The following is a 21,346-nucleotide window of genomic DNA, read 5'->3' as shown; positions in this document are numbered from 1 at the left end:
CCAATTCGCCCCACTCTGCCCCGGAGGATTGCCTTGCGCTGCGGGCCCATTGCAGGATCGCCCGGCTCGTAAATTCAGTGCCATTACCACTGATAATGCAAGCAGGTTTCCCGTGTAGACGAACCAGAGCATCCCGTTCACGCGCCACCTGAGCCCCCGAGATGCTGGTGTCCGCCGCCAGGCACAGGTTCTCCCGGCAACATCATAATTGATCGCCAAAATCTTGAACTTGCGCGACGCGCCAAAGGTATCGGCGACAAAGTCCATCGACCAGCGGTCGCCAGCGCGAAGTGCCCCCTGGACTGGCGTTCGACTGCCCCGGGCACGCTTGCGGCAACGTCGTCGGCGCACGTATCGCCTCGTCCAGCATGCTGTCGGCCAGGAGCCGCTTCAGTTTGCAGTTCTCGTCGTCCAATTGCCGCAACCGATGGGCATCTGGGGCAGTTCACTCACCCGTTTGGCCGTTTCTCCCCTAACCGTCTTAAAACCTTCATAAAATTCTTTGTCCCCTTTTGCGGTTGGGCACAATCTTCCTCCTTGGTTGACCGGTTGAATTCGGCGTGAAGGGGATCCGATGTGCATGACATCGCAAGCATCGAATCTTCTCAGGCAGGGGGTATCCGGTCTCCGCTCGCCTTGTTCCTCGTTTCTCTTCTGGAACGATGCTCAGGCGATACGACAGGCGCACCCGGTCAGCGATCTGTGCCTGTTTCCTCTAAAAAGGAGCAATTTGATGCGTTCTGCTTCCTGCCTGAACCGGCTTATCCCGTGGATACTTCCAGCCATGGTTGCATCCTTCCCCGGACCTGCTTTCGCCGCGGTCATAGGCCATGATCAGGTCCAGTCCATACCGGCGGCCGCCGAAAGCTACATGTCCAAATTCCAGCCCGTGCTGAAGGTGGAGAGCGGCTGCGTGCCGTTTCCCGCCGTCGATGCCGCTGGCAACACCAACGGGGGGCTGAACCCGACCGGCTCTCGTAACGGCGGATGTTCCTCCAACACCGGCCAGGTCTACGTCCGCGCCCAGACCCATTACGGTCTCTGCGCGGTCATGTACGCCTGGTATTTTCCCAAGGACCAGGTGATAGACGGCCACCGGCACGATTGGGAAAGCGCGGTCGTCTGGCTGTCCAGCTGCGAGGAATCCGCAAACGTGGTCGCGGTCTCCTATTCGGCACATTCGGGCTACGACAAATCGACCTCGCCGCCGCTCGACGGGAGCCACCCGAAGATCCGCTATTACACCAACGGCATCACCAACCACCAGCTCGGTTCGACCACCTCGCAGGGTGGCCAGCAGCCGCTGATTCAGTGGGAAAAGCTGCCGGCTGCCGCGCGCAACGCCCTGACGAACACCAGCTTCGGCGATGGCAATGTCCCGATGAAAGACGCCAATTTCGCCAACAATATCGTGAAGGCCGATTTCCGCTAAACGGAAATCTTGTCCTTATATCCCAGTGGCCCGCCGCGCATACGACGTGCGGCGGGCCACTTTGACTTATGCCGCAACGAGATAGATTCCGTCGGCCCGCTTGCTGGGCCGCAGGCCGAACAGCGCGCCGATCAGCGCCAGCGATTGCTCGGGCTCGTCGAGGCGGAAGCGACCGCTGAAGGTGCGGCTCGCCAGGGACGGTTCCTGAAGCCGGATCGGATCGGCGCTGTAGCGGCTGAGGCGCTCGATCGCAAAACCGAGCCGCATGGACTCCGCGTCGAGCCAGTCGTTCTGCCAGTCGGCGTGGGCGGCAGGATCGAAGCTGCCCTCATCGATGGCTCTCCCATCGAACAGCGCCCACTGCCGCGCGGGCACCACCAGTGGCTGCTGCCCGTGCGCCGCCATCGCGACGCGGCCCGAGAAGACGCGCAGCTCGGCAGCGTCCGAGAGCCGGTCGACACTGAAGCTGGTGCCCAGCGCGGTCATGGCCGCGCCGGGGGTGCGCACCTCGAAGGGACGCGCCGCATCGTGGCGTACGTCGAAGCGCGCGGCACCCCGGTCCAGCTCGATGCCGCGCCGCTCGGGCGTGAAATGAACCCTGACCGACGATGCGGCGTCGAGCAGCATGCTCGATCCGTCCGGCAGTACGACGTGACGCCGCTGGCCGACGTCGCTGGCAAAACGCAGCGGATCGGGCGCCGAAGCCGGCTGCCTACGCGTCAACAAATAACCTCCCAGCGGCGCGGCGACGAGGGCGGCAAGCCCTGCCGCCAGTGCCTGTCGGCGCCCGAGCTGCGTGGGCAGGGCGTCGTGAAGACGGGAGAAACGTGTGCGAGGCAGAGGGCGCGATCGCGGCAGATCCGCTGCGAAGTCCACCATACGCGCATCGCGGGAAGGCGCGGTATCGACGGCCTCCAGCAGCGCAGCATCGCTGAGCACCTGGCGGATCCGGGCAAAGGCGCGGGCATGTTCGGGGCGCTCGGAAAGCCACTGGGCCAGCTCGCGCCGCTCGGCTTCGTCGAGTTCGTCATAGCGGTCTGCCCAGTCGGCGGCGGTCTCGATCGTTTCGAGCTGTCGTTCATCCATGGCCCGTCGTTCCCATCCGATCGGTTTTCCAGTCGCTGGCCCAATCTCCGCCCAACGACAGGGTCAGGTCGGCCATCGCGCGCACGAGGTGTTTCTTCACCGCCTCCACGCTGAGGTCCAGTTCCGCCGCGATCTCCTGCCGCGACTTGCCATCGATATGGCGGAGGCGGAAGGCCGCGCGCCGCTGCGGTGTCAGGCGCTCCAGCGCCGCCTCGAAGCGGGCGAGGCGCTGGCGATAATCCAGCACTTCATCGGCCAGCGGCAATTCGCAAGCGAAATCCAGGCCGTCCAGTCCCGCTTCCCGCGAAGACTTGCGCGCGCCGGCCATGATCACCGAATCCGCAACCCGAAAGGCATAGGCCAGGGGCTGTTCGATCACCTGCCGGCGCTCCTGCTCGATCACGCGCATAAGCGTTTCCTGCACCACGTCCTCCATGCCTTCGGGGTCGCGCAGGCGCCGGCGCACATAGCTGCGCAGCCGCCCGAGCCCCGCGGAAAGCTGGCTGGCGACATCGCTCATGTACATCGGCGGCAGTCCGGCAGGAAGCTCTGCATGTCCGGCGATCCATAAAATATCCGGCCCATATGAGGCCTGCGATGAAGAGTGCGGAGCGGGCAAAACGGGGACAGGTAAATTCCGTCCATCTCGGTCAGAACCGGTATCGCAGCCCGGCCGAGAACACGCGTCCGCTGCGGGTCCGGGCGAGGAGACGCTGTGCGCTGTGATCGGTGTACTGGACGACCGGGGCGTCGGTGAGATTACGTCCCTCGATCAAGGCCTGCATCCTTGCGCCGATCGCCAGGTGAGCCGCGAAATCGAGCGTCAGGCTGGGCTTGATCCACTCACCGATATTGCCGTTGTTGCCGATCCCCACGCGGTAGGTGCCGCGATAGGCCGCGGCCACGCGCGCGTCCCAGCCACGCCCGGTGTAATAGAGCGTGGTGTTGCCCGACCAGCGCGAGAGGTCGATCAGCGGCAGGCGGACAGTACCGCTATCGTACGTGACCTCGCTCCTGCCCGAGGCGAACGTCACATTGGCGGCAAGGCCCAGGCGGTCGAGCGGCGCGGGAAGAAAACGCAAGTCTCGCTGGATGGCCGCCTCGACACCGACGATGGACGCCCCCGATCCGTTCACCGGCTGGATGACGTTGTAGAGGATCGAGCCGTCCTGGTCCGCGTAGAGGAACTCCAGCGGATAGCCCGTCTGCGCGTAGGGTATCACGCTCGTCTCCGAGGTGATGAAGGAATCGAGGTGCTTGTAGAACAGGCCGAGCGAAGCGTAGCCGTCCCGGCCCCAATACTGTTCCAGCGAAAGGTCCAGCGCATCGGAGGTGAAGGGCTTGAGCGCCGGGTTGCCCGAGGTGATCGTGCCGCCGAAGGGCGTGGCGTTGACTTGCGCTGCGGCGCGCAAGTCCGCCACATCGGGCTGGTTGAGATTGCGGCTGGCTGCCAGCCTCAGCAGGAGATTTGGGCGCAGGGTGGCACGTGCCTGGAACGAGGGCAGCCAGGCGTCGCGGTGGCTGCGTTGGGAGACGCGGTACTGGCTGGCATCGGTGCTGGCCTTGCCTGACGACAGCATATCGACGCGCTGGTACTGAAGCCCGATTTCGGCCTTGATCGGCCATGGGCCCAGCCGTGTGTCGAATGTCGCCAGGGCGAAGGCCGCGTAGCTGTCCTCGTGAACCGCATAGCTGGTGCCGGGCATGTCGTCGGTGCCGGAAAGCACGCGGTTCTGCCCGGTGGCGGCGAAAGTGCGGTCGACATCGGCGACGACATAGGGCGCCAGGGTTTTGCCGGGCAGCAAAGTGGTGACGGCGGCCAGCCCGCTTCCGGCCGGGTAGTCGACCCGCACGCGCCGCTCATAGCCGTCATTGCCGAAATAGCGATAGATTCCGCCGAGCTTCAGGGTTGCGCCGGGCGTGAGCACGCGGGCCACTTCGAGCCGGGCGGTGGCGTTCTGGTTCAGAATGGCATCCTCGCGCGTGTCGGCCCGCATCAGGCCCCATTGCGCGGCATCGGCCGGATCGAAACCATAGCGATTGCCGGTCTCCGATCCTGTCGCGGTGTAGCTGAAACGCTTGCCCTTCGCCTGGAGGAAAACCTTGTCGAACACCGGTTCCTCGAAATCGCTTCGGGCATAGCCGAACCGGGCGGCGATCGTGGTGGCATCATCCAGCGGTGCTTCGAGCGAAAGCACGGCCTGCGCGAATGCGGTATGGTCTGCCGTGCGCTTGCATTCGGAGCGGAAGTCGACGCCGCTGAAGTCGGCGGCGGCCATGGTATCTCCCGCGATCGTCACGCTTTCCAGGCGCTGCGTGCCGGTGACGTCGGCGGTGAGGCCGTTCGTCCCCGCCGCCGCGAGCGAATATTCCTGCCGGTCGTTCGCAAGCCGGGCATAGAGCATCTCGAGTGCGATGCGCAGGCCCGTGTCGCTCTCGTGCTCGATGGCGCCCACGAGGTTCAACCGCTCGAAGCTGTTGGTCCAGGTGGAATAGGATTGCGCGCGCGACATGTAGACCGGCTTTCCCGTGCCGGTGAGCCGCGCGCGGTCCTTGGCGTCCACACCGGGGCCGATGTTCTCCTCGCCGAAGACGACCGGCACCCAATCCCAGTTGCGATAGCCATATTCGGTCACCCGGTTGCGGCTCCAGGACGCCGCGATCAGCAGTCCCCAGGCCTCGTTCCTTCGCGACAGTTCGGCGGTCACCTGCGGCGTCACGCTGCGGCTGTTGGCGCCGGCGCGGCCCTGCACCGAGAGCAGGGTGACCGGCCCGGTCTGTTCCAGCGGACGCACGGTACGCAGCGCCACTGTCCCGCCGACGCCGCCGGCATCCCGGTCGGCCGACCAGGCCTTGAGCACTTCGACTTCCGAGAAAAGCCCGGCATCGAAGATCGAGTAATCGAACCGGCGCTGACGGCTGACGGAGCCGCGATTGTCGAGACCGGACGCGGTGGTTGCCAGCGTCTCCATGCCGTTCAGCGTCGTACGGGTGAACAGTGGGCCGAGGCCGCGAAGCGAGACCTGCCGTCCTTCACCGTTATCCCGGCTGACCGCGATACCGGGCAGACGCTGGAGCGCATCGGCGGCATTGTGATCGGGAAAGGCGGCGATGTCCTCCGCCCGCGTGACTTCCATGATCGACCGGGCGGTCCGCTTGGTTGCGGCTGCCTGGCGGAGGCTTTCCCGGTAGCCGGTAACGAGGATCGGCGGGCCTTCGGTCTCCGGCGGATGGCTGGCAAGTAGCGCCGACGGCAGCGACGCAGCCGGTTCGGGCGCTCTCTGCATCGACGCCCGCGCGTCCATCACCACGAAACCGCCCGGCATCCGCCGGACTTCGACCGGAAGGCCTCGCGTCGCCTGGGCAAGTGCCTGTTCGACCGTCAGGCGCTTGTTCACGGCATGGCGGCTGCGCAGATCGGGGCCGACGGAGGTGACGATCTGCACGCCCGATTTCTGGGAAATCATCCGCAGCACGTCGGCAAGACGACCGGAAGGAATGTGAAAGGCAATCGCGCCGTGTCCGGGGGCCGCTTCGCGCGCGGTGGCGCTTCCGGCCGCCATCGGGGCGGCCAGTGCCAGAACCATGCAGCATGCGACGCGCCGACCGCGAACCTTGGGAAACACGAGCCCTCCGGCGCGGGCGGCTATCAGGGCGGGATGACGATTATGTGACCGTTCCGGGGGCGGCTACACCTCAATGCAAAGTCGCGGGGCAATGATCGCCCCGCGCCTTCACCTTACGCCTTCACTTTATTCGATGGATGCGGTCTGCGCCGCCGCCGCAAAATTCGCTTTCAGCGAATTTTCAAACGGACTCTCAGAACTCGAAGCGCACGCCGCCCATGATCGTCGTGCCCGAACGGGTGTTGACGTAGAGCCGCTTGGTGCTGTCCGAGTATTGCTTCTCGTGCTGGTTGGTGAGGTTGATGGCATCGAGCGTCAGCTGGACATTCTCCATCACCTTGTAGTGGGCGGACATGTCGACGTAGACCGTTGCCGCATAGCCCGAGAGGTCCTGATCGAGGCCCAATGTGCTGGTGATCGGCGCCGCGCTGTAGACGTAGCTGCTGCGGTAATTGGCCGAGCCGCGAATGTCGAACTTCGCATCCTGGTAATAGAGCGTGATGTTGCCGTTATACTTGCTCAGCCCTTCCAGCGTCGTGTTGGCGCCGCCTGCGTACATCGTCGAGTAATCGTACTTCGAATTGACGTAAGTGAAGTTCACCGCCGTACCGAAGTGGTCGAAGGGCGCGGGCAGGAACGTGAAGTCGGTCTGCGCGGCCAGTTCCAGTCCCCAAAGGTCGGTCTTGCCAAGGTTCACCGGGCGCGAGAACGTGGTGACATTGGTGCTGCCAGTCACTCCCGTGACGAGGTCGGTGGAAAGGCCGGTCTGGCTATAGGGCACGTCGTTGACGGTCTGGGTGGTGATGAAGCCGTCCAGCGTCTTGTAGAACAGGGCGGCGCTGACGGAGCCGACCTTGCCGAAGTAATACTCGACCGAAAGATCGAGGTCGGTGGACTTGTAGGGCTTCAGCGCCGGATTGCCGACCGAGACCGAGAGTTCGCCGTTGTCCCCGACGGAGACGGTCCCGTTCACAGCAAGCGAGCCGAGCGCGGGTCGATTGATGTTGCGCGCCGCCGAAGCGCGGACGACGAGGTTCTGCGTCGCATCGAAGATCAGGTTCATGGCCGGCAGGAAGCCCTGATAGCTCGACGACACGGAGATCGGCGCTTCCGTGCCGCCTACCGTGCCGATCCCCGCCGAAAGAATATCGGTGTGATAGTAACGTCCGCCGATGTTGCCCCGGAACGGCATGCTGCCAAGCATGTGGTTCCAATCGTACTGGACGTAACCGGCGGCGGTGCGCTCCTCGACCGAAAATACGCTGTTCTTGCTGGTCAGGTACTTGCCGCGATCAATCCCGAGCGTGGACAGGGCCTTGTCATAGTCGACGATCACCCAGTCCTGGCCCTTGTATCCGTCGTAGACCTTCGCATAGTGGCTCATATCTGCGCTGACGGTACCGTTCTTGAACCCGGTCAGCAGGGCATCGTTGTAAGTGCGCTTGAAGCCGGAGTTCTCGAACCGACGCCACTCGCCGCCGATCGAGATCTTGTCGTCAGGCGTGACTTCATAGGCCAGGCTGCCTTTGACATTATCGAAGGCGCTGTCCTGGAAGCTCTGGTTCATGTCGATTTCATGGGCGTGATAGTTCGACGCATCGCCGGCGTCCCAACCGTACGTGTTGGAAAGCGAATAGCTTCCCCCGCGATAGTCGGTGACCACATCGCCATAGGCCTCGGTGTAGAACTGATCGCTCAGCGGCATGTCGTAGCTGGAACGCTCGATACCGCCGAGGAACGTCGCCTTCAGGCCCGGCGCGATCTCGGCGTCGCCACTGAACGTAAGCTGCTTGAAAGTGTTCGTGGCTTTCTGGACACGCGTCTCGGTCGCGGTCTGGCCGCCCGAGACATCGAGGTAGGTCACCTCGTTCTGATCGTTCCACTCGATCGCGTTTATCCTGGAGTTGGGATAGGTCACACCCGCGAAAGTCTGCCCGCCGCCCAGCCAGGTGGAGCCGCCACCGCCGCGCGAAGCCAGATGGGTCTCGAAGCGATCGGCCTTGTACTTTCCATAGAGGCCGTCCAGCGTGAGGTGGACGGTATCGGCCGGGTTCCATTGCGCCGAAGCCGTCACGCCGAGGCGGTCCTGCGTGCTGTCCCATACCGAGAGGCGATTGCCGCGCGCAAAGCGCAGCGTGCCGGAGTTGATCTTGTCCCGCTCTTCCTGCGTCAGCGCCGAGATGTCCGAGCCGTTGGCCTTGTTCAGGCGCCAGCGATAGGTGTCGACGCCGGTTTCGCGGGTCTGGCGATGGCTGTAGGCGGCGGAGACGAGAATGCCGAAATCGCCCCAGTTCTTGGAGACGAGTCCGGTCAGGCGCGGCTGGAAGTCCTTGGTCAGGGTGTTGGTGCCGCCCGAGGCGGAGAAGGCGACCTTGGTGCCCTCGGAATCGAACGGGCGTGCGGTGTAGAGGCCGACGGTGCCGGCCAGTCCGCCCTCGCTCTGCTCGGCGGAAAACGACTTGCGCACATCCACGCGGCTGAACAGCTCGGCGGCAAAGATGTTGAAGTCGAAGGCGCGATCGCGCGTGCCCTGGCCCCGGCTGTCTTGCGCGGAATCGACGTTGCCCAGCACTTCCATGCCATTGAGCTGGACGCGGGTGAAATCGGGACCAAGCCCGCGCAGACTGACGCGGCGCCCTTCGCCCGCCTCGCGATTGATGGCTACGCCCGGCAAGCGCTGCAATGCTTCGGCAAGGTTGAGGTCAGGGAAGGCGGCGATGTCCTCGGCAACGATCGAGTCCTGGATGATCGTTGCGCTGCGCTTGACGTCGCGAGCGCCTTTGAGGCTGGCGCGAAAGCCGGTGACGACGATATCGCTTGCCGGCTGCGGGGCCTGTGTGCCCTGTTCGTCCTCGGCAAAGGCGGGCTGAATTGCCATCGCGCTCATGGCGATAGCGGTCGATACCAGCCAGAGGCTGCGCTTGGTGCACATTTGAATAACTCCCCGATCACAAGGCCACGAGCAGGAACATCCGTGGCGGTCGGGGTGGAGAGAGTGCAGGGCGGGTATCGGGGACAATAAAGTTGTGAAAGTTCAAGGTCAGTTTTATTGCACTTCTGTTTCAATGAATGCGATATTGTGAGTTCTTCATAAGAAAATCAGGGGTCGCAATAAATTGGAGGGCTTAGCTGAGCGCTGTTATTGCACTCGAGCCAAGACTGCCAAGTGCACTCATCGGAAGTGGCGGCTATCCCGGTAGGGGGCGGAAGCGTGCGTGTCGGGAGACGGAAAATTCCGCAGCGCATCAAAATATATGGGCAGGAACGCCCGTTTGCGCCGTCAATCCTCTAGAATCAGATTAACACCCTGCAAGCGGCTAAATGATTAAATTGGCCGGAAAGAACCCAGAGGATAAAATGCGCCAAGTTATCGCAGTCACGGACTCCGTGACGGTGCGTTCCGCTCGCGAGTTCGCCAGTGTTCTTTCCAGTGAATTCGAAGCTGGGCGCGATAATGATCTTGATCTGTCTGCGCTAAAAGATGTGGATCTTGCGTTTATAGAAATAGTTTACTCTGCCCGCGCGCAATGGGCGATGGCGGGTCGTGAACTGCGTCTGACGCATCCCGTCCAGGGCGCGGTCCTGCCGCTGCTCGAACGTGCCGGCTTCCTCACGGATATCACCCCTCGGGATCTGGAATTCTGGTTCCACGGAGAACTGCCGCAATGACTGCCTCTATCCTTACCGTCGACGATTCCCCCAGCCTGCGCATGGCCATCCGCATCGCGCTGACCGGCGCGGGCTACGACGTCACCGAAGCGGGCGACGGCGTCGAAGGGCTCGCTGCGGCAGGCGCCAAGCGGTTCGACCTCATCATCACCGACCTCAACATGCCGAACATGGACGGGCTGACGATGATCCGCGAACTGCGCAAGGCGCCCGAGCAGGCCGGCATTCCGATCATCTTCCTCACTACCGAGAGCGATGATTCGATGAAGCAGCAGGCCAAGGCCGCCGGTGCCACCGGCTGGCTGGTCAAGCCCTTCGTGCCAGAGCAGCTCATCAAGGTCTCGCGCAAGGTCCTGGGCCGGTGAGCACGCAAGACCCGATCGCGGCGTTCCGCGTCGAGGCGGGCGACCTGCTCGACCAGATCGAGCAGGGCCTGCTCGATCTCGGCCACCGGCTCGACGATCGCGCCCTGATCGACGAAGTGTTCCGGGGCCTGCACACGCTCAAAGGTTCGGGCGCGATGTTCGGCTTCGACGCGTTGGCCGAATTCACCCATCACTGCGAAACCGCTTTCGATCGCGTGCGCAAGGGGCTGGCCCCGGCGACGCAGGAACTGGTGGCGGTGATCCTTTCGGCGCGCGACCACATGCGTGCGCTGATCGAGGGCGATGGAGCAGGGCTGGAAAGTGCCGGCGCCGCCATCCTCGCGCAGCTTCAGGACGCCATCGACGGCGCCTCGGACAGCGAGCCCACCGCTCCTGCTGCTCCCGCCTCGAAGGGCTGGCGCCTGTTCTTCCGCCTCCCCGCCGAGGCTATGGCCAATGGCACCAACCCGCTGATGCTGCTCGACGAGCTGCGCGACCTTGGCGACTGCCGGATCGTCGCGCGCACCGATACGATCCCGCCGCTGGCGGAACTGGTGCCGACCGAATGCCACATCGGCTGGGATGTCGAACTTCGCGGTGACATCTCGCGCGACGACATCGACGACGTGTTCATCTTCGTGATGGACGACATGGAACTGACCATCGCGCCGCTGGAAGTCGAGGCGGCGCCGGATCAACCTGCACTGACATCGGTCGAAGCACCCCAGGATGCCAAGGCCGAAGCGCCCGTCGCCGAGGCATCCCCGATGGCCCAGGACGGTCCTGCCAGCCGAACGCCTGCAAAGCCCGCGGGTGAAAGCGTTCGCGTGCCCGCCGAGCGGCTCGACGAGCTGATGGACCGCGTGGGCGAACTCGTGATCGTCCAGAGCCGCCTTTCGCAGCTTGCCAATGGCCACGGCGCGGCGGTCGGCAGCGAACTGGCGCTGCGTTCGATCTCGGAGGAGATCGAGCGGCTCGCGGGCGAACTGCGCGATACCATGATGGTGTTGCGCATGGTGCCCGTCGCCAGCCTGTTTAGCCGCTTCCGCCGCCTGGTCCACGACCTCGCGCGCGAAACCGGCAAGACCATCGAACTCTCGACCGAGGGCGAGACCACCGAAGTCGACAAGACCATGATCGAGCGTCTGGCCGATCCGATGGTCCACCTGATCCGCAATGCCTGCGACCATGGCCTGGAAACGCCCGAGGATCGCCTTGCCGCTGGCAAGCCCGCCGCCGGGCAGGTTCGTCTTTCCGCGCATCAGGCGGGCGGCGAAGTGCTGATCACCATCCGCGACGATGGACGCGGCATCGATCGCGCCCGCGTGCGCGCCAAGGCGGAAACGCAGGGGCTGATCCAGCCCGGCCAGTCGATCTCCGACCACGACCTGCTCCAGATGATCTTCCATCCCGGCTTCTCCACGGCGGCACAGGTCACCAACCTGTCCGGGCGCGGCGTCGGCATGGACGTGGTGAAGCGCACGATCGAAAGCCTGCGAGGCGCCATCGACATCACTTCGGCACCCGGCGAAGGCTCCACCGTGGTGCTGCGTATCCCGCTGACCCTGGCGATCATCGACGGATTGCTCGTGCGCGTGGGCGAGGGGCGCTACGTGATCCCGCTTGGCGCGGTCGAGGAATGCCTCGAACTTAGCCTTGAGGAAGACCTGCGTTCGCGCGGCCGCAGCTTCATAACGCTGCGCGACCGGCTGGTGCCGTTCCTGCGCCTGCGCGAAATCTTCGACACCGGCACGCGGCCCGATCCGCACCAGAAGATCGTCGTCATCGCCACCGGCACCGAGCGTGTCGGGCTGGTGGTGGACCAGATCATCGGCAGCCACCAGACGGTCATCAAGTCGATGTCGCCGCTGCACCGCGACGTCGCGACTTTCGCGGGCGCCACGATACTGGGCGACGGCGGCGTGGCGCTGATCCTCGATGTCGCGCAGCTCGTCATGCTCGGCCAGAACCAGGAGGAGCGGCTTCGCGCCGCCGGATAAGCCCCATGCCCGAACAGACAGCCACGCAGTGGGATGCCGCCGGCAATCTCGAAGTCCTGACCTTCAACCTTGGCGCCGAGACTTTCGCGCTGGAGGCAACGCTGGTCCGCGAGATTCTGGACCTGCTTCCCGAAACCCGCGTGCCCGGCGCGGCGCCGCTCCTGGGCAGCGTCGTCAACTTTCGCGGCAAGATCATCCCGATCGCCGACCTTCGTCTGGCTTTCGCCATGCCCGCCGCCGAAGCCACGGTCGACAGCCGCATCGTGGTGATCGAGACCGAAGCGGAAGGCGAGACGTTTCAGATCGGCATTCGCACCGACAAGGTCCACGAAGTGGCCACGCTCCGGCGAGACGCCAGCGAGGAGCCGCCCGCCGTCGGCATGCGTTGGCGCCGCGATTTCGTTCGCGAGCTGGTGCGTCGGCAAGACGGCGTCGTCGTCCTGCCAGACCTTGCCGCAATCTTTCGCTCGCTGGCCGGTGGGAACGATCCCGCCGTGGCCCAGCCATCCACAGTACATTGAGCCGGGGGGCCGACATGCGCGCAACTATCAAGCTGAAGCTTTGGGGGACTTTCGGGCTCCTGCTGATCATCATGGCCTCCGTCATCGTGGTCGGCGTTTCCCGCCTCGCCACGCTCAATGACGCCGTGGGCGATCTCGTTGCCGGCCCGGCCAAGCAACTCGACCGCGCCCGCGCGATCGATGGCGGCGTCAGTATGATGGTTCGTTCCGAAAAGAACCTGGTGCTCACCAACGACCCGGTGGAGCGGCGCGAACTGGAAACGCGCATCACCACCTGGCGCGACCGGGTGGAGCAGGAGGTCGAGCAGGCCAATGCGGCCGCATCGGAAAGCACGCGGGCAAGCTGGGCGCAGCTGCGCGAGCAGTGGAATGCGTTCAAGCCGGTGAACCAGCAGGTGAGCGAACTCAGCGCCCATGACAAGGCTGCCGCCGCCACCCTGACCATGGGCGAATCCCGCGATCGCGCACAGGCCGTGACCAAGACCGTCGAAAGCCTGGTCCAGGCCCAGCAGCGCATGATGAGCCAGGCCGACGACGATACCGAAGCGACTTACGGATCGGCGCGTTCGCTGATGATCGGCATGGGTCTGGCCGCCGTGCTGATCACCCTGATCGCCGCCGCCTATCTCGCGCTGCTCATCTCGCGCGGGCTGAAGGCAGCCGGAGATGCCACGCGCCAGGTGGCCGAAGGCGACCTGACCCGCACCGCCGAGGTTACTTCCAACGATGAGATCGGTGATCTGCTCGGCAACGTGAACACCATGATCGAGCGCCTGCGCGGCGTGGTCGGCGATGCGACCGTGGCGGCCGAGAACGTCTCGGCGGGCAGCCAGGAACTCTCGGCCAATTCCGAGCAGGTCTCGCAAGGCGCGACCGAGCAGGCCGCCGCTGCCGAACAGGCTTCGGCCTCGATGGAAGAGATGGCCGCCAACATCAAGCAGAACGCCGACAACGCGGCGCAGACCGAGAAGATCGCGCGCCAATCGTCGAAGGATGCGGAATCGAGCGGCATTGCCGTGGAGCGCGCGGTCGGGGCGATGCGCACGATCGCCGAGAAGATCGGCATCGTCCAGGAAATCGCCCGCCAGACCGACCTGCTTGCCCTGAACGCGGCGGTAGAAGCGGCGCGCGCCGGAGAACATGGCCGTGGCTTCGCGGTGGTCGCCTCGGAAGTGCGCAAGCTGGCCGAACGCAGCCAGCATGCCGCCGCCGAGATCGGCGCGGTTTCCACCGAGACCGTGCAGGCGGCAGCCGAAGCGGGCGAGATGCTCTCCAAACTGGTGCCCGACATCCGCCGCACGGCCGAACTGGTTTCCGAGATCAGCGTGGCTTGCCGCGAACAGGATATCGGCGCGGCCCAGATCAACCAGGCGATCCAGCAGCTCGACCAGGTGACCCAGCAGAACGCCGGGGCCTCCGAGCAGATCTCCACGACCTCGGAAGAACTCGCCGCGCAGGCGGAGGAGCTTCAGGCCTCGATCGCCTATTTCCGCACCTCCGATGGCGGCAGCCGCCGTTCCATGGCGCCCGCGCCGGTCCGCAAGCCGGTACAGGCGGCGCGTAAGGCCGCCCCGGCGGCGGTCCGTAAGCCCCGCGCGCTCTCGGTGGCCGAACAGCAGGCCCGCGCTCGCGGCTTCGCGCTCGATCTTTCGACCGGCGGTCCCGACAGCGAGGACGACGCGTTCAGCACCCACGCGGCCTGACGCCCCCCATACCGACTTCACATTACCGACTTTCCCCCCAATCCGCCTTCCAGGATTCCCATTGCCATGCGCGCTACCATAAAGATGAAACTGGGCGTGACCTTCGCCATCATCCTGATCTTGCTTGCAGTCGTCGTCGGCGTCAGCCTGACGCGCCTCGGCACGCTCAACACTGCGATCACCGATCTCATCGACGGTCCGGCGGCCCGTCTCGACCGGGCACAGCAGGTTCAGGTCGTGTTCGGCACGCTGGCGCGCAACGAGCGCAACATGACGATGACGAACGATCCGGAACTGGTGAAGGAATTCGACGACAAGGCCACCCGCTCGATGTCCGAATTCGACCGTCTGCTGGAAGAAGGCGAGGCGAATGCCGTGGCCGAAACCAAACAGACCTGGAGTGAAATGCGCTCTTCGTACGAGACCTTCAAGCCGCTGGACGCGCGTATCAGGACGCTGGCACGGGCCGGTCAGAACGAGGAAGCGGCAGCGCTGGCGCTGGGCAGTGCCCGCGACTCCCTGGACCGCGTGACGAAGCAGACAGAGGATCTCGTCGTCCGCGCCCGCCAGGACATGGAGCAGGTCGATAAGGAAACCGACGCGCTCTATGGCTCGGCGCGCGTCACGCTGCTGACGGTCGCTGCCGTCGCCTTCATCGGCGCGCTCGTCGGTGCGGTGTGGATTTCGCTGATCGTGTCGCGCGGTCTCGGCCGGGTCGGCAATGCGATCAATGCAGTGGCCATCGGCGACCTCGACAACGACGTGGAAGTGACCTCGAACGACGAGATCAGGGACCTTGTCGATACCGTCAACAAGATGACCGCCAACTTGCGCGTCAGCGCCGCCCTGGCCGACAAGATCGCCGATGGCGACCTGACGGTCAGCCACAAGCCCTTGTCGGAACAGGACAAGCTGGGCCATGCTCTCGTCCGCATGATCGAGCGCCTGCGCGGCGTGGTGGGCGATGCCACCGTGGCGGCCAACAACGTCGCCAGCGGCAGCCAGGAACTCTCCTCGACCTCCGAACAGGTCTCGCAGGGCGCGACCGAGCAGGCCGCCGCTGCCGAGCAGGCCTCGGCCTCGATGGAAGAGATGTCGGCGAACATCAAGCAGAACGCCGAGAACGCGGCCCAGACCGAGAAGATCGCGCGCCAATCGGCCCAGGACGCGGAAGCCAGCGGCATTGCCGTCGACCGTGCGGTAGGCGCCATGCGCACCATCGCCGAGAAGATCGGCATCGTGCAGGAAATCGCCCGCCAGACCGACCTGCTTGCCCTCAACGCGGCCGTCGAGGCGGCGCGTGCGGGTGAACATGGCCGCGGCTTCGCCGTCGTCGCTTCGGAAGTGCGCAAGCTTGCCGAACGCAGCCAGGGCGCTGCCGCCGAAATTGGCGCGGTTTCGTCCAATACCGTCGATGCCGCCACCGAGGCGGGCGAGATGCTCTCCAAGCTAGTGCCCGATATTCGCCGCACCGCCGAACTGATCTCGGAAATCAGCGCCGCCTGCCGCGAACAGGACATCGGCGCGGGCCAGATCAACCAGGCGATCCAGCAGCTCGACCAGGTCACCCAGCAGAACGCCGGGGCTTCGGAAGAAATTTCCGCAACGTCGGAAGAACTGGCTGCCCAGGCCGAGGAACTTCAGGCCTCGATCGCCTACTTCCGGGTCGATGATGCCGGCAAGGCGCCCCGCGCCGCCGCCAGCCCACGTAAGGCCGCCCCGATCAAGACGGCCGTGAAGGCGCCGGTGAAGCGCCCTGCGGCGGCCAATGGCCAGGCCCGCACCAACGGCTTCGCGCTCGACCTTGCCATGGGCGGCCCGGACGACCGCGACGACGCCTTCGGGATGCACGCGGCATGAGCGACGTCCAGGAGATCCAGGCCGTTACCTTCGGCCTCGGAGCGGAGATCTTCGCGGTGCCGGTGACACTGGTCCGCGAGATCCTGGACTACCGCGAAACCTTCCGCATTCCGGGCGGGCCGGACTACCTGCTCGGCCTCACCGACATGCGCGGCGAAGGCGTGACCACGATCGACTTCCGTCTGCGGTTGGGCCTGCCGCAGACGGAGCCGACCCCGGCGACGCGCATTCTGGTGGTGGACATTCCGCTGGAGGACCGCGTGCTGGTGCTGGGGCTGGTGGTGGACCGGGTGATCGAGGTCACCAGCTTCCGGGCGGACCAGATGGGCGGCGCGCCGGACGTCGGCGTGCGCTGGCCGTCCGAATATATCGGCGGGGTTGTGAAGCGCGAGGAGGGCTTCACCGTGCTGGTGGACATGCCGCGCATCTTCTCCGCCGAGGAAGCTTCACGCCTGTCCTTCGCTGACTGACGTCCTTCGCTGCCTGACGTCCTTCGCTGCCTGACCCCTCAATTCGAATCCCGGAGCCGCGCAGATGACCGCAACCGCGCAAACGACAGCCTTGGCCAGTCGCAATTCGTCCAGTGCCCCCGCAGCGGCGCACCAGGGCAGCGACCCGATGAGCAAGCGCAATTTTGCGCGGCTGGCGGCCTACATCTACGACTATTCCGGTATCAAGATGCCCGAGAGCAAGAAGACCATGCTCGAAGGCCGCCTGCGCCGCCGCCAGCGGGCGAGCGGGGCGCGCACGCTTGACGACTACTGCGATTACATCTTTGCCGGTGAAAATCTGGCGGAGGAAGGGCTCTCGCTGATCAACGCGGTCACCACCAACAAGACCGACTTCTTCCGCGAGCCCGGCCATTTCGACTACCTGAGCAAGGTCATCCTGCCGGAAATGACCGCCCGCGGCGTGCGCACGATCCGCGCCTGGAGCGCGGCCTGCTCGACCGGGCCCGAACCTTACACCCTGGCCATGGTGCTGGACGATCATGCCGAGACCCAGGGCGGACCGGACTATGGCATTCTGGCTACCGACCTCGATACCGACGTGCTCGAAGCCGCGCGTGCCGGCATCTATCCGGCGGAACTCGTCGATCCGGTGCCGGATGCGCTTCAGCGCAAATATGTGATGTTCCCGCGCGATCCGGCGCGACGCGACGTGCGCATGGTACCCGCGCTGCGCAGCGCGATCGGCTTTGCGCGGCTCAACCTGATGGACGATCGCTACCCGGTGGGCGAGCCGATGCATCTGGTCTTTTGCCGCAACGTCCTGATCTATTTCGACAAGCCGACTCAGAAGCAGGTCGTCTCCCGTCTGGTCGATTGTCTGAAGCCGGGCGGCTACCTTTTCCTCGGCCACTCGGAATCGATCACCGGTCACGACCTGCCGCTGACCCAGGTGGCCAATACCGTGTTCCGGAAGGGCTGAGGCGATGCTCGAGAACAGGAAAATCCGCGTCCTCGTCATCGACGATTCCGCCAGTGTCCGCCAGGCGATGACCACGATCCTCCAGGAAGACCCGGAGATCGAGGTGATCGGCGCCGCGCCCGATCCGTTCAGCGCCGCGCGCCGCATCCAGGAGGAAGTGCCCGACGTCATCACGCTGGACGTGGAAATGCCGCGCATGGACGGCATTACTTTTCTGCGCAAGCTGATGTCGCAATGCCCAGTGCCCGTGGTCATGTGTTCCTCGCTGACCGAAGAGGGCTCCGAAACGCTTCTCCAGGCGATGGAAGCGGGCGCGGTGGACGTGATCCTCAAGCCCCGCATCGGCGTTGCCGACCATCTCGTAGAGCACAACCTCCAGATCCGTGACGTGGTAAAAGGGGCTTCCCGCGCGCGGGTGCGCGGACGGCCCGCGGTGCGCGAGGTAAAGCCGGAGGGGCCGCAGAAAAAGCTGACCGCCGATGCCGTGCTGCCGCCGCCGAGCGGCCGGGCCATGAGCCGCACCACCGAGATGGTGGTCTGCCTCGGCGCCTCCACCGGCGGCACCGAGGCGCTGCGCGAAGTGCTGGAGGCGCTCCCCGCCAATGCGCCGGGCGTCGTCGTGGTCCAGCACATGCCGGAGAATTTCACCCGCGCTTTCGCCAAGCGGCTGAACGGCCTCTGCGAAGTGGACGTGAAGGAAGCGGTGGACGGCGATCCGGTGCTGCGCGGCCATGTCCTGATCGCGCCGGGCGGCAAGCACCTGATGCTGGAGCGGCAGGGCGCGCGCTATCACGTCGCGGTCAAGGACGGTCCGCTGGTTTCGCGGCATCGTCCTTCGGTGGACGTGCTGTTCCGCTCGGCCGCGCGCGCGGCGGGCTCGAACGCGGTGGGTGTCATCATGACCGGCATGGGTGACGACGGCGCACGGGGCTTGCTGGAGATGAAGCAGGCTGGTGCCCGCACGTTCGCGCAGGATGAGGCGAGTTCGATCGTCTTCGGCATGCCCAAGGAGGCCATCGCGCGCGGCGCGGCGGATCGGGTGGTCCCGCTCGGTTCCATCGCCCGCGAACTGCTGGCGGCGACCAACCGCTGATGACGATGCAAGAATACGGCCAGGAACAGAGATTGCAGATGACCGATATCGCCACTTTCCCCGAAGCCGATCTGGCCCAATCCGTTCTCGCTGCGCCCTCTTTCCCGATCGCGCTCGATACCGGGCCTTCGCTGGCGGAAATGAGCGAGGCAATCGCCGGCATCGCCGGAGGGCTCGACGCGCGTTTCGTGGCGGCGGGCACGGCACTGGCGCGGGCCTATGAGATCGTCGAGGGCCTGGTCGGCGCGCTTGAAAGCGTGACCAATGCCTTCGAGCGCGACGCCGCCGATGCCGCTGTGGGCAACATGCGCGGCACCGCCGACCGGCTGATGCAGTTGCCCGCGATCCAGGCCGCGCGCAAGGAAGCGCTCGTCTCGATCGAGCGGGCCGGCACCGCGCTTTCGCACCAGATCGACCAAGTCAACCGTACGCTCAGCTTCCTGCGGATATGCGGTCTCAACATCAAGGTGGCGGCGGCTGGCTCGGGCGACTTTTCCGGCTTTGCCGATAGCATGTTCGTCAAGCTGGACCTGGGCGAAACCGAAATGGAAGGCCTTTCGCGAGAGATCGCCTGGCTGGCCGAAGCCGTGCCCGCGATGTTCGAGGTGGAACGCCAGCTGGCCGGGGAATGCGCGCTGGTGATCCCGCACATCCCGCGCAAGCTGTCCGACGATGCCGTAGCCTTGCAACGGCATCAGGTCGATCTTGCCGAGCGCGCCTTGCGGATCGCCGAAGTGGCCCGTCATATTCGCGCGCAGGTCGGCACCGCGCTGGGGGCGCTCCAGGTCGGCGACAGTACCCGGCAGCGGTTGGAGCATCTGGCCGATGGGCTGATCGATATCGATGCCTTCATCGCCGCCCCCGGAGAGCTTCCGGCGGATGTCGCAGCCCTGATCGCGGACCACGCCGTGGCCCTGATCTCGGCGCAGGCGGTGGATACGCTGGAGAACTTCCAGCGCGAATCCCGCCTGCTTGCCAGCAGCTTGCGTGGGATCGGCCCGAGCGCCGCCAGCCTGCTCGAACTGCGCGAAGGCGGTGATTCCGAGGATGGGAACGGAGACGGCGTGTTCCTCCACCGGCTGGAGCGCAGCGTGGCAGACGTGGCAAGCGTGACCGAGCGGTTGCGAGAGGCCGATGCCCGTTCGAACCGGCTGAGCGGCCATGCCTCGAAGACGGCCGAGAACCTGGCGCAGCGTCTGGCGACGGTCCACCGCATTACCAGCGACGTGCAGCAGATGGCCTGGAACACGGACCTTCGCTGCTATCGCATGGGCGCGGAAGGGCGCGGACTGGCCGTGGTGGCGTCCGAAATTCGCGGTTTCGCCGCCACTCTGGCGACGATCGCCTCCGGAATCGCCCAATCCTTCGACGGGCTGACCGCTGCCGCTGCCGTCATCCGCGGCTCCGAGGACGGTGCTCCCGAGGATGTGGGGGCAGCCCTGACGGTATCGCTCGACTGCATCCGAAGCGGCGGCGAGCGCATGCGCTCCGGACTATCGGCACTCGACGAAGGCGCCGTCTCGGTCACGGCGATCCTGGAGGAAACCACCGGCGCGATCGATTGCGACGAAGACGTCGGCGGCCCCCTCATGGCGATCGCCGAAAGGCTCACGGGGCTTGGTCGCGAGGCTGCGGAAATCCCCGAGGCGGGCGAAGCGGCCTTCGGCGCTTTGCTGGGATCGATCGCGGCGCGCTATACCATGGCCCGCGAACGCGAAGTGCACCGAGCCTTCCAGCCGGGCGCCGAAGCCGCGCCCAGTGCCGACCCGTTCGACCTCGATGACGACGATTTCGACGATGGTCTGTTTTAGGCAAGAGGCGATGGGCGGGGGATACCCTGAAACGGACTGAACTGCCGACTGCGATCCCGATGGGAACTGGGTGTTCAGGGTTCGTCGCAGGGTCTTTCCGCCTTCGCGAAGGTGGAAGGCGTGACCGGTTCGGGCTCCAACGGCGTTGGCGGTCGTGCGGGCGTTTCCGTAAGCTGGTGAAGCTAAATCTCACGCAGGGCTGATGGTCCAAGGGGGCTGGTGCACTTCGGTGCCCGGCCCTTTTTTCGTGGCTCGTTGCAGTGGAAGTTTGCGTTCCCTGGACCAGCTATCGTTCCTGCTATCATGAGCGTTGGGCTAGAAGACTCCCAATTCTCAAGCTATTCGGCCTTCTCGGTCGTCCTTTGTTCGCCGTCATGCTCCTTCACGCCCGTTTGCTGTTCCTGCTCGAGTTCTTCGGCGTGCCACAGGCTGCGTCCCGCGAAGACCAGGACAATGACGGCGAGCAGGATCGCTACCACCATGATTCCGGCGCGCCCGAGGCGACGCGAACTGGGCTTGTCTCCTTCGGGCATCATTGCCCCGTGTTCCGGGCGCGCTGGTCTTCGGGGTAGTCTTCCGGCTTGACGGTTCCGACCGAGGGACGGTCCTCGATTTTCTCCGGCTTCTGCGCTCCTTCCTTCTGGCGGTGCGGGTCGACTGCATCGGGCCGGGCGTCTCCCAGCGCGCCGCGCCGGGCTCCGGTAGCATCTGTGTCCGACATGATACTCTCCATCAGGTGTCGATAGGTA

General features: G+C 65.1%; 17 protein-coding genes and 2 pseudogenes. 11 read left to right on the top strand and 8 right to left on the bottom strand.

Features of this window, described 5'->3' with window-relative positions:
* Window positions 1-10: 10 nt before the first annotated feature.
* Both RT424_RS12350 and RT424_RS24535 read right to left on the bottom strand, forming a co-directional pair.
* Window positions 11-351, bottom strand: a pseudogene (locus tag RT424_RS12350) (IS3 family transposase); the annotation flags it as partial.
* Window positions 350-439, bottom strand: a pseudogene (locus RT424_RS24535) (cytochrome BD quinol oxidase subunit I); the annotation flags it as partial. The pseudogenes RT424_RS24535 and RT424_RS12350, both read right to left, overlap by 2 nt.
* A gap of 345 nt (window positions 440-784) precedes the next feature.
* Between RT424_RS24535 and RT424_RS12345 the strand changes: the two are divergent.
* The gene (locus RT424_RS12345; protein ID WP_313438389.1) at window positions 785-1,432 is read left to right on the top strand and encodes an NPP1 family protein; all 648 of its coding nucleotides are present in this window, start codon (window positions 785-787) and stop codon (window positions 1,430-1,432) included.
* A 66-nt stretch (window positions 1,433-1,498) separates the two neighbouring features.
* Here the strand turns inward: RT424_RS12345 and RT424_RS12340 are convergent, their stop codons facing one another.
* The 4 genes from RT424_RS12340 to RT424_RS12325 all read right to left on the bottom strand — a co-directional run bounded on the left by RT424_RS12340 (window position 1,499) and on the right by RT424_RS12325 (window position 9,076).
* Window positions 1,499-2,518: a FecR domain-containing protein gene (locus tag RT424_RS12340; RefSeq protein ID WP_313438386.1), complete on the bottom strand. Its 1,020-nt coding sequence runs from the start codon at window positions 2,516-2,518 to the stop codon at window positions 1,499-1,501.
* A complete protein-coding gene (locus tag RT424_RS12335) occupies window positions 2,511-3,038 on the bottom strand; it encodes a sigma-70 family RNA polymerase sigma factor (protein ID WP_313438383.1) in 528 nt (175 codons plus the stop codon). The genes RT424_RS12340 and RT424_RS12335 overlap by 8 nt, the downstream gene beginning before the upstream one ends.
* A gap of 130 nt (window positions 3,039-3,168) precedes the next feature.
* Entirely contained in the window at window positions 3,169-6,105 is a 2,937-nt protein-coding gene (locus tag RT424_RS12330) for a TonB-dependent receptor (protein WP_313438380.1), read from the bottom strand.
* A gap of 232 nt (window positions 6,106-6,337) precedes the next feature.
* Window positions 6,338-9,076: a TonB-dependent receptor gene (locus RT424_RS12325; RefSeq protein WP_313438378.1), complete on the bottom strand. Its 2,739-nt coding sequence runs from the start codon at window positions 9,074-9,076 to the stop codon at window positions 6,338-6,340.
* A gap of 389 nt (window positions 9,077-9,465) precedes the next feature.
* Here RT424_RS12325 and RT424_RS12320 point away from each other — a divergent pair, with 389 nt between their 5' ends.
* From RT424_RS12320 to RT424_RS12275, 10 genes are all read left to right on the top strand, one after another.
* A complete protein-coding gene (locus tag RT424_RS12320) occupies window positions 9,466-9,813 on the top strand; it encodes an STAS domain-containing protein (RefSeq protein WP_313438375.1) in 348 nt (115 codons plus the stop codon).
* Window positions 9,810-10,178, top strand: a complete 369-nt coding sequence (locus tag RT424_RS12315; RefSeq protein WP_313438372.1) for a response regulator — start codon at window positions 9,810-9,812, stop codon at window positions 10,176-10,178. The genes RT424_RS12320 and RT424_RS12315 overlap by 4 nt, the downstream gene beginning before the upstream one ends.
* Window positions 10,175-12,178, top strand: a complete 2,004-nt coding sequence (locus tag RT424_RS12310) for a chemotaxis protein CheA (RefSeq protein WP_313438369.1) — start codon at window positions 10,175-10,177, stop codon at window positions 12,176-12,178. The genes RT424_RS12315 and RT424_RS12310 overlap by 4 nt, the downstream gene beginning before the upstream one ends.
* Before the next feature lie 5 nt (window positions 12,179-12,183).
* Complete coding sequence (locus tag RT424_RS12305) at window positions 12,184-12,699, top strand: chemotaxis protein CheW (RefSeq protein ID WP_313438366.1); 516 nt, start codon at window positions 12,184-12,186, stop codon at window positions 12,697-12,699.
* A 14-nt stretch (window positions 12,700-12,713) separates the two neighbouring features.
* Window positions 12,714-14,402 carry a methyl-accepting chemotaxis protein gene (locus RT424_RS12300; protein WP_313438363.1) on the top strand — a complete coding sequence of 563 codons (1,689 nt, stop codon included), beginning with the start codon at window positions 12,714-12,716 and terminating at the stop codon, window positions 14,400-14,402.
* A 66-nt stretch (window positions 14,403-14,468) separates the two neighbouring features.
* Window positions 14,469-16,262: a methyl-accepting chemotaxis protein gene (locus RT424_RS12295; RefSeq protein WP_313438360.1), complete on the top strand. Its 1,794-nt coding sequence runs from the start codon at window positions 14,469-14,471 to the stop codon at window positions 16,260-16,262.
* A complete protein-coding gene (locus RT424_RS12290; RefSeq protein ID WP_313438357.1) occupies window positions 16,259-16,732 on the top strand; it encodes a chemotaxis protein CheW in 474 nt (157 codons plus the stop codon). Before RT424_RS12295 ends, RT424_RS12290 begins: the two co-directional genes overlap by 4 nt.
* A gap of 148 nt (window positions 16,733-16,880) precedes the next feature.
* Complete coding sequence (locus RT424_RS12285; RefSeq protein WP_313438403.1) at window positions 16,881-17,693, top strand: protein-glutamate O-methyltransferase CheR; 813 nt, start codon at window positions 16,881-16,883, stop codon at window positions 17,691-17,693.
* 4 nt (window positions 17,694-17,697) lie between these two features.
* The gene (locus RT424_RS12280) at window positions 17,698-18,786 is read left to right on the top strand and encodes a chemotaxis response regulator protein-glutamate methylesterase (RefSeq protein ID WP_313438355.1); all 1,089 of its coding nucleotides are present in this window, start codon (window positions 17,698-17,700) and stop codon (window positions 18,784-18,786) included.
* A complete protein-coding gene (locus RT424_RS12275; protein WP_313438352.1) occupies window positions 18,786-20,597 on the top strand; it encodes a hypothetical protein in 1,812 nt (603 codons plus the stop codon). The genes RT424_RS12280 and RT424_RS12275 overlap by 1 nt, the downstream gene beginning before the upstream one ends.
* Before the next feature lie 338 nt (window positions 20,598-20,935).
* Here the strand turns inward: RT424_RS12275 and RT424_RS12270 are convergent, their stop codons facing one another.
* Together RT424_RS12270 and RT424_RS12265 are read right to left on the bottom strand one after the other, a co-directional pair.
* Window positions 20,936-21,133, bottom strand: coding sequence for a hypothetical protein (locus tag RT424_RS12270; protein WP_313438349.1), 198 nt, complete (start codon window positions 21,131-21,133; stop codon window positions 20,936-20,938).
* Window positions 21,130-21,318, bottom strand: coding sequence for a hypothetical protein (locus RT424_RS12265; protein WP_313438346.1), 189 nt, complete (start codon window positions 21,316-21,318; stop codon window positions 21,130-21,132). Before RT424_RS12265 ends, RT424_RS12270 begins: the two co-directional genes overlap by 4 nt.
* Window positions 21,319-21,346: the final 28 nt, after the last annotated feature.

Origin of the sequence: Novosphingobium sp., assembly GCF_032093395.1 — a bacterium.
In the GTDB taxonomy this organism is placed as follows: Bacteria; Pseudomonadota; Alphaproteobacteria; order Sphingomonadales; family Sphingomonadaceae; genus Novosphingobium.
Note: the sequence above shows the minus strand (reverse complement) of the source record. Positions and strands in the feature narration are given on the sequence as shown.

Excerpts from the sequence above, each read along its gene's own strand:
- RT424_RS12345 (WP_313438389.1), top strand. The coding sequence starts at position 785 with ATGGTTGCATCCTTCCCCGGACCTGCTTTCGCCGCGGTCATAGGCCAT.
- RT424_RS12340 (WP_313438386.1), bottom strand. The coding sequence starts at position 2,518 with ATGGATGAACGACAGCTCGAAACGATCGAGACCGCCGCCGACTGGGCA.
- RT424_RS12335 (WP_313438383.1), bottom strand. The coding sequence starts at position 3,038 with ATGAGCGATGTCGCCAGCCAGCTTTCCGCGGGGCTCGGGCGGCTGCGC.
- RT424_RS12330 (WP_313438380.1), bottom strand. The coding sequence starts at position 6,105 with ATGGTTCTGGCACTGGCCGCCCCGATGGCGGCCGGAAGCGCCACCGCG.
- RT424_RS12325 (WP_313438378.1), bottom strand. The coding sequence starts at position 9,076 with ATGTGCACCAAGCGCAGCCTCTGGCTGGTATCGACCGCTATCGCCATG.
- RT424_RS12320 (WP_313438375.1), top strand. The coding sequence starts at position 9,466 with ATGATTAAATTGGCCGGAAAGAACCCAGAGGATAAAATGCGCCAAGTT.
- RT424_RS12315 (WP_313438372.1), top strand. The coding sequence starts at position 9,810 with ATGACTGCCTCTATCCTTACCGTCGACGATTCCCCCAGCCTGCGCATG.
- RT424_RS12305 (WP_313438366.1), top strand. The coding sequence starts at position 12,184 with ATGCCCGAACAGACAGCCACGCAGTGGGATGCCGCCGGCAATCTCGAA.
- RT424_RS12300 (WP_313438363.1), top strand. The coding sequence starts at position 12,714 with ATGCGCGCAACTATCAAGCTGAAGCTTTGGGGGACTTTCGGGCTCCTG.
- RT424_RS12295 (WP_313438360.1), top strand. The coding sequence starts at position 14,469 with ATGCGCGCTACCATAAAGATGAAACTGGGCGTGACCTTCGCCATCATC.
- RT424_RS12290 (WP_313438357.1), top strand. The coding sequence starts at position 16,259 with ATGAGCGACGTCCAGGAGATCCAGGCCGTTACCTTCGGCCTCGGAGCG.
- RT424_RS12285 (WP_313438403.1), top strand. The coding sequence starts at position 16,881 with ATGAGCAAGCGCAATTTTGCGCGGCTGGCGGCCTACATCTACGACTAT.
- RT424_RS12280 (WP_313438355.1), top strand. The coding sequence starts at position 17,698 with ATGCTCGAGAACAGGAAAATCCGCGTCCTCGTCATCGACGATTCCGCC.
- RT424_RS12275 (WP_313438352.1), top strand. The coding sequence starts at position 18,786 with ATGACGATGCAAGAATACGGCCAGGAACAGAGATTGCAGATGACCGAT.
- RT424_RS12270 (WP_313438349.1), bottom strand. The coding sequence starts at position 21,133 with ATGATGCCCGAAGGAGACAAGCCCAGTTCGCGTCGCCTCGGGCGCGCC.
- RT424_RS12265 (WP_313438346.1), bottom strand. The coding sequence starts at position 21,318 with ATGTCGGACACAGATGCTACCGGAGCCCGGCGCGGCGCGCTGGGAGAC.